The 14,343-nt window shown below is 67.2% G+C and carries 11 protein-coding genes and 1 pseudogene; 2 read left to right on the forward strand and 10 right to left on the reverse strand.

Going from position 1 to position 14,343, the window contains the following annotated elements; genetic code table 11:
* The 9 genes and pseudogenes from VKZ87_RS11950 to VKZ87_RS11990 all read right to left on the reverse strand — a co-directional run.
* A pseudogene (locus tag VKZ87_RS11950) lies at positions 1–333 on the reverse strand (hypothetical protein); the annotation flags it as partial.
* A 171-nt stretch (positions 334–504) separates the two neighbouring features.
* Positions 505–2,178, reverse strand: a complete 1,674-nt coding sequence (gene hutU, locus VKZ87_RS11955) for a urocanate hydratase (RefSeq protein WP_324221484.1) — start codon at positions 2,176–2,178, stop codon at positions 505–507.
* An 8-nt stretch (positions 2,179–2,186) separates the two neighbouring features.
* Positions 2,187–2,981: a histidine utilization repressor gene (hutC, locus tag VKZ87_RS11960; protein WP_324221485.1), complete on the reverse strand. Its 795-nt coding sequence runs from the start codon at positions 2,979–2,981 to the stop codon at positions 2,187–2,189.
* A gap of 179 nt (positions 2,982–3,160) precedes the next feature.
* Positions 3,161–4,549, reverse strand: a complete 1,389-nt coding sequence (locus VKZ87_RS11965) for an amidase (RefSeq protein ID WP_324221486.1) — start codon at positions 4,547–4,549, stop codon at positions 3,161–3,163.
* 10 nt (positions 4,550–4,559) lie between these two features.
* Positions 4,560–5,840 (reverse strand): ArgE/DapE family deacylase, encoded by a 1,281-nt coding sequence (locus VKZ87_RS11970; RefSeq protein WP_324221487.1) that lies wholly within the window; start codon positions 5,838–5,840, stop codon positions 4,560–4,562.
* A 30-nt stretch (positions 5,841–5,870) separates the two neighbouring features.
* Complete coding sequence (locus tag VKZ87_RS11975) at positions 5,871–7,484, reverse strand: ABC transporter ATP-binding protein (RefSeq protein WP_324221488.1); 1,614 nt, start codon at positions 7,482–7,484, stop codon at positions 5,871–5,873.
* 2 nt (positions 7,485–7,486) lie between these two features.
* Positions 7,487–8,329: an ABC transporter permease gene (locus VKZ87_RS11980; RefSeq protein ID WP_324221489.1), complete on the reverse strand. Its 843-nt coding sequence runs from the start codon at positions 8,327–8,329 to the stop codon at positions 7,487–7,489.
* On the reverse strand, positions 8,329–9,270 hold the full coding sequence (locus VKZ87_RS11985) for an ABC transporter permease (RefSeq protein WP_324221490.1): 942 nt from the start codon (positions 9,268–9,270) through the stop codon (positions 8,329–8,331). Before VKZ87_RS11985 ends, VKZ87_RS11980 begins: the two co-directional genes overlap by 1 nt.
* Positions 9,271–9,304: 34 nt before the next feature.
* Positions 9,305–10,885, reverse strand: coding sequence for an ABC transporter substrate-binding protein (locus tag VKZ87_RS11990; RefSeq protein WP_324221491.1), 1,581 nt, complete (start codon positions 10,883–10,885; stop codon positions 9,305–9,307).
* 171 nt (positions 10,886–11,056) lie between these two features.
* Here VKZ87_RS11990 and VKZ87_RS11995 point away from each other — a divergent pair, with 171 nt between their 5' ends.
* Both VKZ87_RS11995 and VKZ87_RS12000 read left to right on the forward strand, forming a co-directional pair.
* Positions 11,057–12,625, forward strand: coding sequence for a gamma-glutamyltransferase family protein (locus VKZ87_RS11995; RefSeq protein ID WP_324221492.1), 1,569 nt, complete (start codon positions 11,057–11,059; stop codon positions 12,623–12,625).
* Between the two features lie 44 nt (positions 12,626–12,669).
* Positions 12,670–13,566 (forward strand): DMT family transporter, encoded by an 897-nt coding sequence (locus VKZ87_RS12000; protein ID WP_324221493.1) that lies wholly within the window; start codon positions 12,670–12,672, stop codon positions 13,564–13,566.
* Here VKZ87_RS12000 and pdeM read toward each other — a convergent pair.
* Complete coding sequence (gene pdeM, locus VKZ87_RS12005) at positions 13,563–14,237, reverse strand: ligase-associated DNA damage response endonuclease PdeM (RefSeq protein WP_324221494.1); 675 nt, start codon at positions 14,235–14,237, stop codon at positions 13,563–13,565. The two genes, VKZ87_RS12000 and pdeM, sit on opposite strands and share 4 nt — an antisense overlap.
* Positions 14,238–14,343 lie beyond the last annotated feature (106 nt).

Genomic DNA, 14,343 nt, shown 5'->3' on the forward strand with positions numbered 1-14,343 from the left:
GCGCAGCAGGATCGTCGCCTCGTCGGGCTCGGCGCGGTTGGTTTCGTCGCACAGGCGCTGGATGGCGAAGGCGGCGGCGACGGCCGACTCCGGCTCGGGGAACTCGGCGAACAGGCCGTCCCCCAGTGTCTTCACGACGCGGCCGCCGTGCTCGGGCACGACCGTCGTCCTCACCGACTTGACGAAGGCGAGCCAGTGCCGCAGCACGCTCTCCTCGTCCGCGTCCATCAGCCGAACGGATTCGACCCGGTCGACGAAGAGGATGGCACGTGACACTCGATGCAGGCCCGCCACCCCCCACTGGGCGAGCCTTTCGGGAGCGCTACCGGACACGGGGGGTATTCCTCGCAGCTCGGATCGCGTTACTGCAACAGGCGACAGCCTACAACGCCGGCGTGACGGAGGCGATGTCAAACGGATCCCGCTGGCGCTCGGTACAGTGCGTCCCGCAGGCTAGCCTACCCGCGCGCCTCCCAGCTCTACGCTTTTAGGTGTAGTGCCGGCTCAGCCCTCCAGCATCGGCAGTTTCAGCCCGTGCTGCTTGGCGCAGTCGATGGCGATCTCGTAGCCGGCGTCGGCGTGGCGCATGACGCCGCTCGCCGGGTCGTTCCACAGCACCCGCTCGAGGCGTCTGGCCGCCGCCTCGCTGCCGTCGCAGACGATCACCATGCCGGCGTGCTGCGAATAGCCGATGCCGACGCCGCCGCCGTGGTGGATCGACACCCAGGTGGCGCCGGAGGCGCAGTTCAGCAGGGCATTGAGCAGCGGCCAGTCGGCGACCGCGTCGGAGCCGTCCTTCATGGCCTCGGTCTCGCGATTGGGGCTGGCCACCGAGCCGGAGTCGAGATGGTCGCGGCCGATCACGATCGGCGCCTTCAGTTCGCCCTTCGCCACCATCTCGTTGAAGGCAAGGCCGAGGCGATGGCGCTGGCCCAGTCCGACCCAGCAGATGCGCGCCGGCAGGCCCTGGAAGGCGATGCGCTCCCGCGCCATGTCGAGCCAGGTGTGCAGGTGCGGATCGTCGGGGATCAGTTCCTTCACCTTCGCATCGGTCTTGTAGATGTCCTCCGGATCGCCCGAGAGGGCAGCCCAGCGGAAGGGGCCGACGCCGCGGCAGAAGAGGGGGCGGATATAGGCGGGCACGAAGCCGGGGAAATCGAAGGCGTCTGCGACGCCGGCTTCCTTGGCCATCTGGCGGATGTTGTTGCCGTAGTCGAAGACCGGAATGCCCATCGCCTTGAAATCCAGCATGGCGCGGACATGGGCGGCCATGGACTGCTTGGCTGCCGTGATCACGGTTTCAGGATCGCTCTGCCGCGTCTCTTCCCATTTGGCGAGGCTCCAGCCGGCGGGCAGATAGCCGTTCAGCGGGTCATGGGCGCTGGTCTGGTCGGTCACCGCATCGGGGCGGATGCCGCGCTTCACCATCTCGGGAAGGATCTCGGCAGCGTTGCCGAGCAGGCCGATGGAGATCGCCCTGCCGGCCTTTTTCGCCTCCTCCAGCATGACCAGCGCCTCGTCGAGGCTGTTGGCTTGTCGGTCGAGATAGCGGGTGCGCAGGCGCATCTCGATGCGCGAGGGCTGGCATTCGACGGCGATGATGGAAGCGCCGGCCATCGTGGCGGCCAGCGCCTGCGCGCCGCCCATGCCGCCGAGGCCCGCGGTGAGAATCCAGCGGCCCTTGAGATTGCCGCCGTAATGCTGGCGGCCCATCTCCACGAAGGTTTCGTAGGTGCCCTGCACGATGCCCTGGCTGCCGATATAGATCCAGGAGCCGGCCGTCATCTGGCCGTACATCATCAGGCCGCGCTTATCGAGCTCGTGGAATTTCTCCCAGGTCGCCCAGGCCGGCACGAGGTTGGAATTGGCGATCAGGACCCGAGGCGCGTTCTCATGGGTGCGGAAGACGCCGACCGGCTTGCCCGACTGCACCAGCAGGGTTTCGTCGGGTTCGAGGGACTTCAGGCAGGCTTCGATCTGGTCGAAGAATTTCCAGTTGCGGGCCGCCCGGCCGATGCCGCCATAGACGACCAGTTCCTCCGGCTTCTCCGCGACGTCCGGATCGAGGTTGTTGCGCAGCATGCGGTAGGCCGCCTCGATCTGCCAGTTGCGGCAGCTGAGCTCGGCACCATGCGGGCTCTTGATGACACGGGAATTGTCGCGACGTGGATCGGACATGACGGACCTCAGAGGAACTGGCGCTTCGACGTACCGTCGGCGCGGTGCGAGAAGCGGGTGGCGAAACGGAAGGCGTGGCCGGGATGCAGCAGGGTGGCGGCCGAGACGATCACATTGCCCGACCAGGTGCGGCGCCGCAGGCGCAGGCAGGGTTCGCCGTCGGCCATTTTCAGCAGGCGGCGGGCACGCGCATCCGGCATGGCGGCTTCCACGATATGCTCGACCTCGGTCGCCGGCGCCGCGCGCATCAGGAATTCGTTCGGCGTCACCGTGGTGAAATCGGCTTCCAGATAGCCGGGCGCGGTTGCCGGATTGACGAAGCGGTCTTCCACCTGCAGCGGCATGCCGTCGGCGAAATGCACCAGCAGCGAATGGTAGATCGTGGCGCCCGGTGCCAGGCCGAGTTCGCGCGCGACATCGGCGCTGGCTTTTTCCGACCGCAGCAGCTCGACCTTTGCCGAATGGCGCTGGCCGCGGCTGGCGATTTCCTCGGCGATGTTGCGCAGCTCGACGAGATTGAACAGCGGCCGCCTCTCGGCGACGAAGGTCCCGGTGCCCTGCACGCGGACCAGCAGGCCCTCATGGGTAAGCTCGCGCAGGGCGCGGTTCACCGTCATGCGGCTGACCTTGAGCTGTTTCACCAGGGTGCTTTCCGACGGCACCTGGTCGCCGGCGCGCCATTCGCCGGCTTCGATATGGCGGACGATATGTTCCTTGATGCGGCGGTAATGCGGCACCGGGCCGGCGGATTTCCGTTCCGGCCGGTCCAGCAACGCCACCGCATTCCGACTGCGCCCGCCCATGTTTCCTGCCCGCCGTTTTCCTGTGCTGCCGGCAGTCTAGGTGGATTGTATATACAAGTCCAGATGAGACTGGCCCTGCGGTCCCTGCTGACACGGCCGGCTTGTCCCGGCCATCCATGTCTTCAGGCAACGGAAAAACCCGCGGATGCCCGGATCAATGACAACGGAGAGAAAGGGATCTACGGCTGCGGCCAGGGCTTCAGTGCCGGCCGCATTTCCTCGTAGCGCGCCGCCAGCCGCAGCACGCCGATATCGTCGAAGCGGTGGCCGATGATCTGCAGTCCGATGGGCAGGCCGTCATCATCGTATCCGGTGCAGATGCTGGCGGCCGGCTGTTCCGACATGTTGAAGGGCGCGGTGAAGCAGAGATGGTTCACGGCCGCGGCGATGTCGTTGCCGGGACAGGCTTCCTCGGCATCATAGGCGGTGATCGGCGAGGTGGGCGCAATCAGGAAATCGTAGGGCTCGGTCGCGAACACCGCCGCCTCGCGCATGGCGAAGACCTGTCCCAGCCCGCGCATGGCATCCGCCGCGCTCAGCGTTTTTGCCCCCCGGCACCACGCGGCAATGAAGGGCAGCACCTTCGCCTGCCGCTCGGGCGGCATCAGTTCGAAATCAGCCCAGGCGCGGGCCTGGAAGACGGTATTGAGGCCCTGCACCATGGCTTCCGTGAGGAAGGGCTTCACCGGCTCCACCCTGGCGCCCGCCGCTTCCAGAAGCTTCGCCGCATCCCGGACGGCGGCCGTCACGGCCGGCTGCGGCTTCGTGCCGTAGCCGATGTCGAGCAGCAGCCCGATGCGCAGGCCGCGCACTTCGGAGCCCAATGTGTTCAGGTAATCGCGCTCCTCATGGGGCAGGCTCATCCAGTCGCGCGCATCCGGCCGGGTAATGTGGTTCATCAGCATGGCGGCGTCGGCGACCGTGCGCGTCATCGGGCCGGTGACGCGACCGAGCCAGGGCGGATTGATCGGCACGCGACCCAGGCTCGGCTTCAGCGCGAAGATGCCGTTATAGGCCGCCGGCAGGCGGACGGAACCGCCGATATCGGTGCCGAGCGCCAGCGGGCCGTAGCCGGCGGCAATCGCCGCACCCGCGCCCGAGGAGGAGCCCGCCGGGTTGCGTTTCGTGTTCCAGGGATTGCGGGTGACGCCATGCAGGCTGGAGACGCCGGAGGCCAGCATGCCGAAATCGGGCATGGTGGTCTTGCCGAGGAAGACGCAGCCTGCCTCGCGCAGCCGCGCCACAGGCGGCGCATCGGCGCGACCCGGCGTCATGTCGCCGGCAGCCGTGCCGATCGGGGCCGGCCAGCCCTTCGTGCCGATATTATCCTTGATGGTGACGGGCACGCCGTCGAGCGGACTGAGCTGTTCGCCTCTGTGCCAGCGCTGCTCGGATGCCCGGGCGGCCTTCAGTGCGCCGTCGGCATCGGTGATGTACATGGCGTTGATCTTCGGCTCCCAGGCCTCGATCCGCATGAGCGCGGCCTTCGTGGCTTCCACCGGCGAGATGCGCCCGGTGCGGTAGCCCATCCAGAGGTCATGGGCGGAGAGATCATGCAGATCGGTCATGCAGTCCTCCTCAGGACAGGCGGTTGACGCCGCACCAGCGCGCCATGAACAGCGCCAGCACGGCGGCCACTTCCATCATGCTGTCCAGCGACACCCATTCGTCGATGCCGTGATAGTTGCCGGCCACCGGGCCGTAGCAGGTGGCCGGCGTGTTGCCGTAAAGGTTGAAGAACCGCGCATCGGTTGTGCCGGTGAAGGCGTTGAAGGCGGGCTCGGCGCCGGCAATGGTGCGGTGGCAGTCGGCCAGGGTGGTGACGACCGGCTCGTTCATGTCGAGCACGAAGCCTTCCGCCTGGAAGCCTTCATAGATGACACGGTAATCCAGGCTGTTGTTCTGCGGATGGGCGCGATAGGCATCGGCCAGCAGCGTCTCGACGGTTTTGCGCACCTCGGCCGGCGTGACGCCGGGATAGAAGCCGATGCGGATATCGGCGCGGCAGGCGGTCGGCACCGACGAGGCCCATTCGCCGCCCTGGATCTTGCCGAGGTTGAAGTTCACCGGATGCTCATGGCCGTGGTAATGCGCGTGCCGCCCCTCGGGTGCGTTCCAGCGGTGCTCGAGCTTCTTCAGCTCCGAGAACAGGTACAGGGCGAAATCGGTGGCGCCGGCACCGGTATGGGCGACCGAGGCGTGCACCGGCTTGCCGCTGACCTCCAGCGCCAGCCACATCACGCCCATCTGCGCTGTCATGATGCCGGGCAGGGGCTCGGGGATGATCGCCGCATCGGCGGTATAGCCCTGCAGCAGGCAGGCCAGCGCGCCGTTGCCGGTGCATTCCTCCTCCACGACCGACTGCAGATAGACCTTCGCCGCCGGCTCCAGCCCCATGGCCCGGAGTGCCTTCAGCGCGATGGTATAGGCGACGATGCCGGCCTTCATGTCGCCGCTGCCGCGGCCGTAGAGTCTGCCGTCGCGGATCACCGGCTCGAAGGGCGGGTTGGTCCAGAGCTGCTCCGCCCCCACCGGCACGACGTCGATATGGCCGTTCAGGATCAGCGAGCGGCCTTTCGTGCCGCGCTGCGGTTCATGGATGCCGACGATGTTGTGGCGGCCTTCATAGGAGACGATCGAGGGCGAATAGGCCGGATGGGCCTTCAGCTTGTCGTCGTCGATGGCGAATTCGTCGACGCGCAGCCCCATCTCCTCGAAGACGCCGCGCATGTGATCCTGGGCGCTCTTCTCCTCGCCCAGCAGCGAGGGATGGCGGACCAGATCGGCCAGCATGGCGATGGCCTCTTCGCGGTGGGCGGCAACGGCGGCGGTGATGTCCCGCTCGAGGGTCTCGGTCATGGTTCCTCCCGCCGCGATGCGGCCCCGTCGTTACGGCGCGGTCCGTCCTTCCAGCCAGGAGCGGCCGGGGAGGGCCGCGAAAAGCTGCTTCGTATAGTCGTGCTGCGGCGCCGCGAACAGCGTGGCGGTGTCGGCGAATTCGACGATCCTGCCATGCTGCATCACCGCGATGCGGTCGCAGAGCCGGGCGGCGACGCGCAGGTCGTGGGTGATGAAGAGGATGCTGATGCCGAAGCTGTCACGGATGCTCTCCAGCAGGTCGAGCACCTGGGCCTGCACCGAGACGTCGAGCGCCGAAACGGCTTCGTCGGCGACCAGGATTTCGGGCTCCATGGCGAGCGCGCGGGCGATGGCGATGCGCTGGCGCTGGCCGCCGGAGAACTGGTGCGGATAGCGGTCCAGCGCCGCGGCATCGATGCCCACGGTTTCCATCAACTGCCGCGCGCGCTGCAGCGCCTCGTCGCGCGAGATGCCGTAGTTCAGCGGCCCCTCGATGATCGACTGGCCGACGGTGCGGCGCGGATTGAGCGAGCGGTAGGGATCCTGGAACACCACCTGGATGCGGCGGCGAAAGGGATGCAGGCCGCGTTCGTTCAGGTTCGCGATGTCCTGGCCGTCCAGCATGATGCTGCCGCCGCTCGGCGCGATCAGCCGGGCGATGCAGCGGGCGGCGGTCGATTTGCCCGAGCCGGACTCGCCCACGATGCCCAGCGTCTGGCCCTTGTAGAGATCGAGGTCGACGTGATCCACCGCGCGTACCTCGCGGGTGCCGCGGAACAGGCCGCGGGTGACATAGAGCTTCTGCAGGTCGCGGGCGCTGAGGCTCGGCGTGCCGCTGAGGGGGCGGGCCTCGCGCGGATTCAGCCTGGGCACGGCGGCGATCAGCATCTTCGTGTAGTCATGCTGCGGATTGTGCAGCACATCGGCAGCCCTGCCGCTCTCCACCACCTCGCCATGGCGCATCACGACGACGCGGTCGGCGATATCCGCCACGACGCCGAAATCATGGGTGATGAACAGCACGCCGGTGCCGCGCTTGCGCTGCAGCTCGCGCAGCAGCTCCAGGATCTGCGCCTGTGTGGTGACGTCCAGCGCCGTGGTCGGTTCGTCGGCGATCAGCAGCGCCGGCTCGAGCGCGAGCGCCATGGCGATCATGACGCGCTGGCGCTGGCCGCCGGACAGCTGGTGCGGATAGGAGCGCAGCAGGCGCTCGGGATCGGGCAGCTTTACGTCGGCGAAGAGCTGCGCCACCCGCTCCTCAACGGACACGCCCTTGCCCTGCCAGCGATGGGCGCGCAGCAGCTCGGCGACCTGCTCGCCGACCCGGTGCACCGGGTTCAGCGCCGTCATCGGCTCCTGGAAGATCATCGACATGCGGCCGCCGCGCAGCTGGCGCAGGCGTGTCTTGCCGGCCTTCAGCACGTCCTCGCCCTCGAGTTCTATGCTGCCCCCGGCGACGGTGAGCGGCGACAGGCGCATGACAGTGGATGCGGTGACCGACTTGCCCGAGCCGGACTCGCCGACCAGGCAGACGATCTCGCCCGGCATCACGTCGAAGCTGACATTCTTCACGGCAAGCGCGCGATCGCCGCCGGCCGGCAGCGCCACGCTCAGGTTGCGGATGCTGAGAACGGGTGCGGTCATGGTTACGCCCCCAGCCGCTTCTTCATGCGCGGATCGAGCGTGTCGCGCAGGCCGTCGCCGAGGATGTTGACGGCGAGGATGGTGACGGCCAGCAGGCCGCCGGGGAACAGGATGATCCAGGGTGCGCGCTGGAAGACGGCGCGGCCCTCGGCGATGATGTTGCCCCAGGTCGGGATCTCGCTGGACAGACCGGCGCCGAGGAAGCTCAGGATCGCCTCGATCAGGATCGCCGAGGCGCAGATATAGGTGCCCTGAACGATCAGCGGCGCGACGGTGTTGGGCAGCACATGGCTGACCAGGATCTTGCGGGTCGGCGTGCCCAGCCCGATGGCAGCCTCGACATAGGGCTCCTCGCGGATCGACAGCACGACGCCGCGCACCAGGCGGGCGACGCGCGGGATCTCGGGGATGGTGATGGCGACGATGACGGTGGTGAGATTGGCACCCGACAGCGAGACCAGCGCGATGGCCAGGAGGATGCCGGGGATTGCCATCAGGCCGTCCATGGCGCGCATCACCGGGCCGTCGAGCCAGCGGATATAACCGGCGACGAGGCCGATGACCAGGCCGAGCGAGACCGCGATGACGGAGACGCAGGCGGCGACCAGCAGCGAGATGCGGCCGCCGTAGATCGCCCGGGTCCAGACGTCGCGGCCCAGCGCATCGGTGCCCATCAGATACTGCTCCGACGGCGCGCGCAGGCGTAAGCGCGGTGCGATGGCCGATGGATCGAGGCTGGACAGGATCGGGGCGCAGACCGTGACGATGAACAGGGCCAGCAGGATGCCGCCGCCGATCAGGACGGAGGGATTGCGGAAGGCCGGGTGTCGCAGGAAGGCAGGCATCAGTAACGGATTCTCGGGTCGAGCAGCACATAGGCGACGTCGATCGCCAGGTTGATCAGCACGTAGACGCCGGAGAAGAGCAGGATGACGCCCTGGATGATCGGATAGTCGCGCGCCAGCACCGCATCCACCACGAGGCGGCCGATGCCGGGGATGTTGAACACGGTCTCGGTGATCACGACGCCGCCGATCAGCAGCGCGAAGCCGATGCCGATCACCGACACGATCGGGACCGCGGCGTTGCGCAGGGCGTGGCGGGTCAGCACCACGCGTTCCTTCAGCCCCTTGGCGTAGGCGGTGCGGATGTAGTCCTCGCCCAGCACTTCCAGCATGGCGGCGCGGGTGATGCGGGCGAACAGGGCGATGTAGATGAAGCTGAGCGCCAGCGTCGGCAGCGCGATGTTGTGCAGGAAGGGCAGCAGGCCCTCGCTGATCGGCGTGAAGCCCTGCACCGGCAGCCAGTCCAGCTTCATCGAGAAGAAATAGATCAGGATATAGGCGAGCACGAAGACCGGGATCGAGAAGCCGGCCACCGACAGCGCCATGATGCCGCGGTCGAGCCAGCTGCCCTGCTTCCAGGCGGCGATGACGCCGAGCGGGACGGCGACGACGACGGCGAACAGGAGGGTCATCAGCGCCAGCGACAGCGTCGGCTCGACGCGCTGGCCGATCATCATGGCGACCGGCTGCTTGGACAGCACCGAGCGCCCGAGATCGCCCTGCAGGATCTGCCCCATCCAGGTGACGAACTGTTCCGGAATCGGCCGGTCGAGGCCGAGATCGGCGCGGATCGCGGCGATCACCTCGGCGGTGGCCTGGTCGCCGGCGAGGATCGCCGCCGGATCGCCCGGGCTCAGGCGCAGCATCAGGAAAACAAAGATGGCCACCACCCCCATGACGGGGATGGCGGCCACCAGACGCGACAGAATCAGACGCAGCATCGTTTACAGACTACGGTCCAGGGCTGCGGCGATCCTACTTCTTCTCCACGTTCCACAGGATGAAGGCCGGGCTCGGCAGCAGGCCGACAACCTCCTTGCGGTAGGCGGTGGGCTGGAAATATTCGCCCAGCGGGATGTAGTGCACCATTTCATAGGCGCGCTTCTGCACCGCCGCGGCGATTTCCTTCTGCTTGGCCGGATCGGTCTCGCGGGCATAGGCATCGCGGAGCTTCTCGATCTCCGGATCCTCGGTCCAGCCGAACCAGCCGCCCTGCTTGCCGAGGCCCTTCACACCGGCGTTGGTGATCGGGTTCATCATGTCGGCGGTACCCCAGGCGGTGTGGAAGATGTGCCAGCCGCCCTGGTCGATGCCGTCCATCTTGGCGCGGCGGCCGACCAGCGTCTGCCAGTCCATCGACTGCAGGTCGATGTTCATGCCGATCGAGCGCAGGATCGGCGCGGTGACCAGCGGCAGCTGGGCGATCGAGGCCAGGTCGGTCGGCGCCATGATGACGATCTTCTCGCCCTTGTAGCCGCTTTCCTTGAGCAGCTTCTTCGCCATCTCGAGGTCCGGCTTCACGGCGCCGACATCGGTCTTCAGCGGCGTCGAGCAGCCGAACAGCGCCGGGCAGACCTTGGAGTATTCCGGATCGCCGATCTGCGCCGCCAGATAGTCTTCCTGGTTGATGGCATGCAGGATGGCGCGGCGGATCTTGACGTTGTCCAGCGGCGGCTGCAGCCAGTTCATGCGCAGCATGTAGTTCATGCCGAGCGGGCCGAGGTCCTTGACCACCACGTCCTTCGACTTCTTCAGCTCCGGCAGCAGGTCGTAGGAGGCCTGCTCCCAGATGTCGATTTCGCCCTTGACCAGCGCGTTCATCGCCGTCTGCGGATCGGCAATGGTGATCCACTCGACGCGATCGACCTTTGCCACCTTGCCGCCGCTCATGAAGCTGGGCGGCTCGGAACGCGGCTTGTAATCGGGGTTTTTCTCATACACGACCTTGGCGCCGGGATTGAATTCCGACTTCACGAAGCGGAACGGACCCGAGCCGATTTCCTCCGGCACGTTCTGGGTATGCGGCGTCTCGGCGAGGCGCTTGGGCATGATGAAGGGCACGTTCGAGCTCGGCTTGCCCAGCGAGTCGAGCACCAGACCGTAGGGTTCCTTCAGAATGAGCTGGAAGGTCTTGTCGTCGACCGCCTTCAGCTCCTTGATGAAGTCGAACAGCTTCTGACCCATGCCGTCGGCCTTGCCCCAGCGCTGCAGCGAGGCAATCACGTCAGCCGTGGTGACCGGCTGGCCGTCATGGAATTTCAGGCCGTCGCGCAGGGTGAAGGTGTAGGTCAGCTTGTCGCCGCTGATGTCGTACTTGTCGACCATCTGCGGCTTGACTTCCATCTTGTCATTCACCGCGAACAGCGTGTCGTAGATCATGTAGCCATGATTGCGCGACATGAAGGCGGTGGTGATGATGGGATCGGTGACGCGCAGACCGGCATGGGGCACCATGCGCAGGGTCTTCTTGTCTTGCGCTGCAACATCGGCCGCGAGGCCGAGGCCCACGCCGATGGCCAGAACGGATACCAGGGTACGGAACCGACGCGACTGCATGTTGAGCTCTCCCCTTGAATTTGTATGAAGACTAACGAAACTGACCATGGTCAGACGGTTCCGGTCAAGCGAGTCTTTATCGTTCGCCCGGTCCCGACCGCAAATTGCTTTCCCGCTATGCAGCATGCCTGCCAAAGCGGCGCACCGAATATGCTTTGGAGGCATTGTTCCATGTCGCAGAATCTCAGCCGCGCCCTGTCCTTCCGCAAGGAGCCCCTGCGGTCCCGACACGGCATCGTCGCCGCGCAGAACCAGAAGGCGGCCGACATCGGCGCCGGGGTGCTGCGCGCCGGCGGCAATGCGGTCGATGCGGCGGTGGCGACGGCCTTCGCGATCGGCGCGCTGGAGCCCTGGATGAGCGGCATCGGCGGCGGCGGCTACATGGTGGTCTGGGACGCCAGGCGCCGCCGGGCGCAGGTGGTGGATTACGGCATGATCAGCGCCGCCGGGCTGAACGTGGCGGATTACCCGCTGGCGCAAGGCACCGCCGGCGATCTGTTCGGCTGGCCCGCCGTGGTGGAGGACCGCAACATCGTGGGCTACCACGCCATGGCGGTGCCCGGGCAGCCCGATGGCATGCGGCTGGCGCTCGAGACTTTCGGCACGCGCAGCTGGAGCCAGAGCCTCGGTCCGGCCATCGAGGCGGCGCAGGACGGCATCGATGTCGACTGGTATCTGAGCGTCATTGTCGCCAGCGCGGCGCGCGACCTGATCCGTTTCCCCGCCTCGAAGGCGATGTTCCTGCCTGACGGCCTGCCGCCGTCCGCCGATTTCGCCGGCCCGCAGCCGAAGCTGCGCAACGATGCGCTGGTCGCCACCCTGAAGGCGCTCAGCCAGGGCGGCGGGCGCGACTATTACGAGGGCGGCGTGGCTGCGGCTCTGGTGCGCGATCTCGCCGCCGGCGGATCGGCCATCAATGCCGACGATCTGCGCCGGTACCAGGCGAGGCTGGTCGAGCCGCTGCAATACACCTATGGCGATGCGACACTGCTGCTGCCGCCCGGCCTCACCGCGGGGCCGACGCTGCGGGACGCGCTGGAGAAGGCGCGGCCGAAGCTGCCCGCGAAACTGGATGCGGCCAGCTTCGTCGCCTATGCCGAGAGCATCACGGCGGCCTACGAGACGCGGCTGGCGACAATGGGCGACAGCGAAAATGCGGCGGGAGACGGGCGCGCCGGGTGTACCACGCATTTCTGCGTCATCGACCGTGACGGCAACATGGTGGCGCTGACGCAGACGCTGCTGTCGCTGTTCGGCAGCAGGGTCATCCTGCCGGAAACCGGCGTGCCGATGAACAACGGTGTCATGTGGTTCGACCCGCGGCCCGGCCGGCCGAATTCCATCGGCGCCGGCAAGCGGCCGCTCAGCAACATGCTGCCGGCGCTGGCCCTGCGCAACGGCGAACCATGGCTTTCCATCGGCGCCTCGGGCGGCCGGCGGATCATGCCGGCGGTGATGCAGATCCTGTCCTTCCTGATCGACTACGGCATGCCGCTGGAGCAGGCGTTCCACCAGCCGCGCATCGATGCCAGCCTGCCGGACCAGCCGCAATTCGATCCGCATCTGGACGGGACGGTGCAGACCGCGCTGAAGGCGCGCTTCCCGCAGGCCACGGCGGTGCCCCGCATGCCGTTCCCGCTGCCCTATGCCTGTCCCAGCGCCGTGATGATCGAGCCCGACGGCCAGAGAGTTGGCATGACCGAGATTGCCCAGCCCTGGGCCGGGATGGCGGCCGGCTGATCCCTGCGACAGCGTCCGCATATTCTGGGAAGACGACGGCCGGTATGGGAATTCATAACTCGCTTGCCGTAGGCATCGCTGCGGCATTCGCCAGTGTGGCCATCGGCGCGGGCTGGCAGGTGGCAACGCGGCTCGGCACCACCACAAGCCTGCAGCCGGTCGATCTCGCACTGCTGCGCTATTGCATTCCTGCCATATTGCTTGCGCCGATCTGGTGGCGCGTGCGGCCCATTCCCGCCAATGTAGACCGCCGTGTACTGCTGGCCATGCTGATCGGCGGCGGCCTGCCGTTCGGCTTGCTGGGCATGGTGGGCGCGCAATTCGCGCCGGTGGCCCATATGGGCGCATTGCTGCCCGGTGCGATGCCGCTCTTCGTGGCGCTGCTGGCCGCGATCGTGCTGGGAGAGCGCTTCTCGGTGGCGCGGCTCGCCGGCTTTATGCTCATCCTGCTGGGCATCGCGGCGATCGGCGCGCGCGCCCTGCTGGTTCGCGATGACGGCGCCTGGCGCGGCGACCTGCTGTTCCTGTCTGCCGCCTTCGTGTGGGCGATCTACACCATCGCCTTCCGCCGCAGCGGCATGACGCCCTGGCAATCCTCCGCGATCATCTGCTTGTGGTCGGCCCTCTTCGTCATGCCGCTCTGGCTGCTCTCCGGACCTGAGCGCGTGTTGGCCGCGCCGGTTGCCGATTTGGTGCTGCAATTCATCATGCAGGGTATCGTCGCGGGCGTTGCGGGCCTGTGGCTCTACGCGCTGGCGGTGGCCGGCATCGGGCCAAGCCGCGCGGCAGCAATTGGCGCGCTGGTGCCGGTTCTCTCCGCGGTGGGCGGTGCGGTGCTGCTGGGCGAGTTCCCAGACCTGCCTGTCATGGCGGGCGTAGTGCTCACGGTCTGCGGCGTGTTTCTAGCCAGCGGCGTTCTGGCGTTGCGCCGGGCAGGCTAGATCACGCTCACCAGTTTCGCCGCCGGCACGGCATGCACGGTGGTGCTGGCAAGCATCAGCGCGCAGAGATCGGCTCCGAACAGCCCGCGCAGTCCGGGATGCAGAAGATCGAGCCCCCCGGTAAAGGTGCCGAAGGCAGGCAGGATCAGCCGTTCGCCGTCGGTCGCGAAGCATGGCCGCACCACCTTGCGGCCATGCACGCGGATGGCGGCCTTGGGATGGAAATGCCCGGCCACTTCGCCCGGCGTTGCCGCAGGCAAGGGTTCGTGACGGAACCGCAGCGTGCCGAGCGCGAGATCATCCAGCGCCTCGCCGAACGGCACGGCATCCTGTTCATGGTTGCCGGCGATCCAGAGCCAGTCGCGGCCACGCGCCAGCTCGTCCAGCATGGCACGGTCAGGGGCAGACAGCCGGATGGGGCCGTTCGGGTCATGAAAGGCATCGCCCAGCGAGATCACGCGGCGCGGATTGCGCCGCAGGATGGCGGCCTGAAGCCGGACCAGCGTTTCGCGCGTGTCGAAGGGCGGCAGCAGGGCGCCGCGGCGGGCGAGGGCGGTGCCCTTTTCCAGATGCAGGTCGGCAACGGTCAGCGCGGATTGCCCGGGCCACCACAGACTGCCGTCGGGCTCGGCGGTCAGTTCCGCGTCATGAAACGCGAAAGTCAGGCTCATGCGGCGCTTCGGCCCTTCGCTGCCGGCGCCATGGCTTCCTCGATCAGCGCCGCTTCGGCGATCAGTGCGTCATGGGCGCTGCCATCGACCCGCTCGCGGCCGATAT

The organism is Ferrovibrio sp. (assembly GCF_035304305.1).
In the GTDB taxonomy this organism is placed as follows: Bacteria; Pseudomonadota; Alphaproteobacteria; order Ferrovibrionales; family Ferrovibrionaceae; genus Ferrovibrio.

What these genes read in the sequence shown, in the direction of transcription:
- hutU (WP_324221484.1), bottom strand. Translation starts at nt 2,178, where the DNA reads ATGTCCGATCCACGTCGCGACAATTCCCGTGTCATCAAGAGCCCGCAT.
- hutC (WP_324221485.1), bottom strand. Translation starts at nt 2,981, where the DNA reads ATGGGCGGGCGCAGTCGGAATGCGGTGGCGTTGCTGGACCGGCCGGAA.
- VKZ87_RS11965 (WP_324221486.1), bottom strand. Translation starts at nt 4,549, where the DNA reads ATGACCGATCTGCATGATCTCTCCGCCCATGACCTCTGGATGGGCTAC.
- VKZ87_RS11970 (WP_324221487.1), bottom strand. Translation starts at nt 5,840, where the DNA reads ATGACCGAGACCCTCGAGCGGGACATCACCGCCGCCGTTGCCGCCCAC.
- VKZ87_RS11975 (WP_324221488.1), bottom strand. Translation starts at nt 7,484, where the DNA reads ATGACCGCACCCGTTCTCAGCATCCGCAACCTGAGCGTGGCGCTGCCG.
- VKZ87_RS11980 (WP_324221489.1), bottom strand. Translation starts at nt 8,329, where the DNA reads ATGCCTGCCTTCCTGCGACACCCGGCCTTCCGCAATCCCTCCGTCCTG.
- VKZ87_RS11985 (WP_324221490.1), bottom strand. Translation starts at nt 9,270, where the DNA reads ATGCTGCGTCTGATTCTGTCGCGTCTGGTGGCCGCCATCCCCGTCATG.
- VKZ87_RS11990 (WP_324221491.1), bottom strand. Translation starts at nt 10,885, where the DNA reads ATGCAGTCGCGTCGGTTCCGTACCCTGGTATCCGTTCTGGCCATCGGC.
- VKZ87_RS11995 (WP_324221492.1), top strand. Translation starts at nt 11,057, where the DNA reads ATGTCGCAGAATCTCAGCCGCGCCCTGTCCTTCCGCAAGGAGCCCCTG.
- VKZ87_RS12000 (WP_324221493.1), top strand. Translation starts at nt 12,670, where the DNA reads ATGGGAATTCATAACTCGCTTGCCGTAGGCATCGCTGCGGCATTCGCC.
- pdeM (WP_324221494.1), bottom strand. Translation starts at nt 14,237, where the DNA reads ATGAGCCTGACTTTCGCGTTTCATGACGCGGAACTGACCGCCGAGCCC.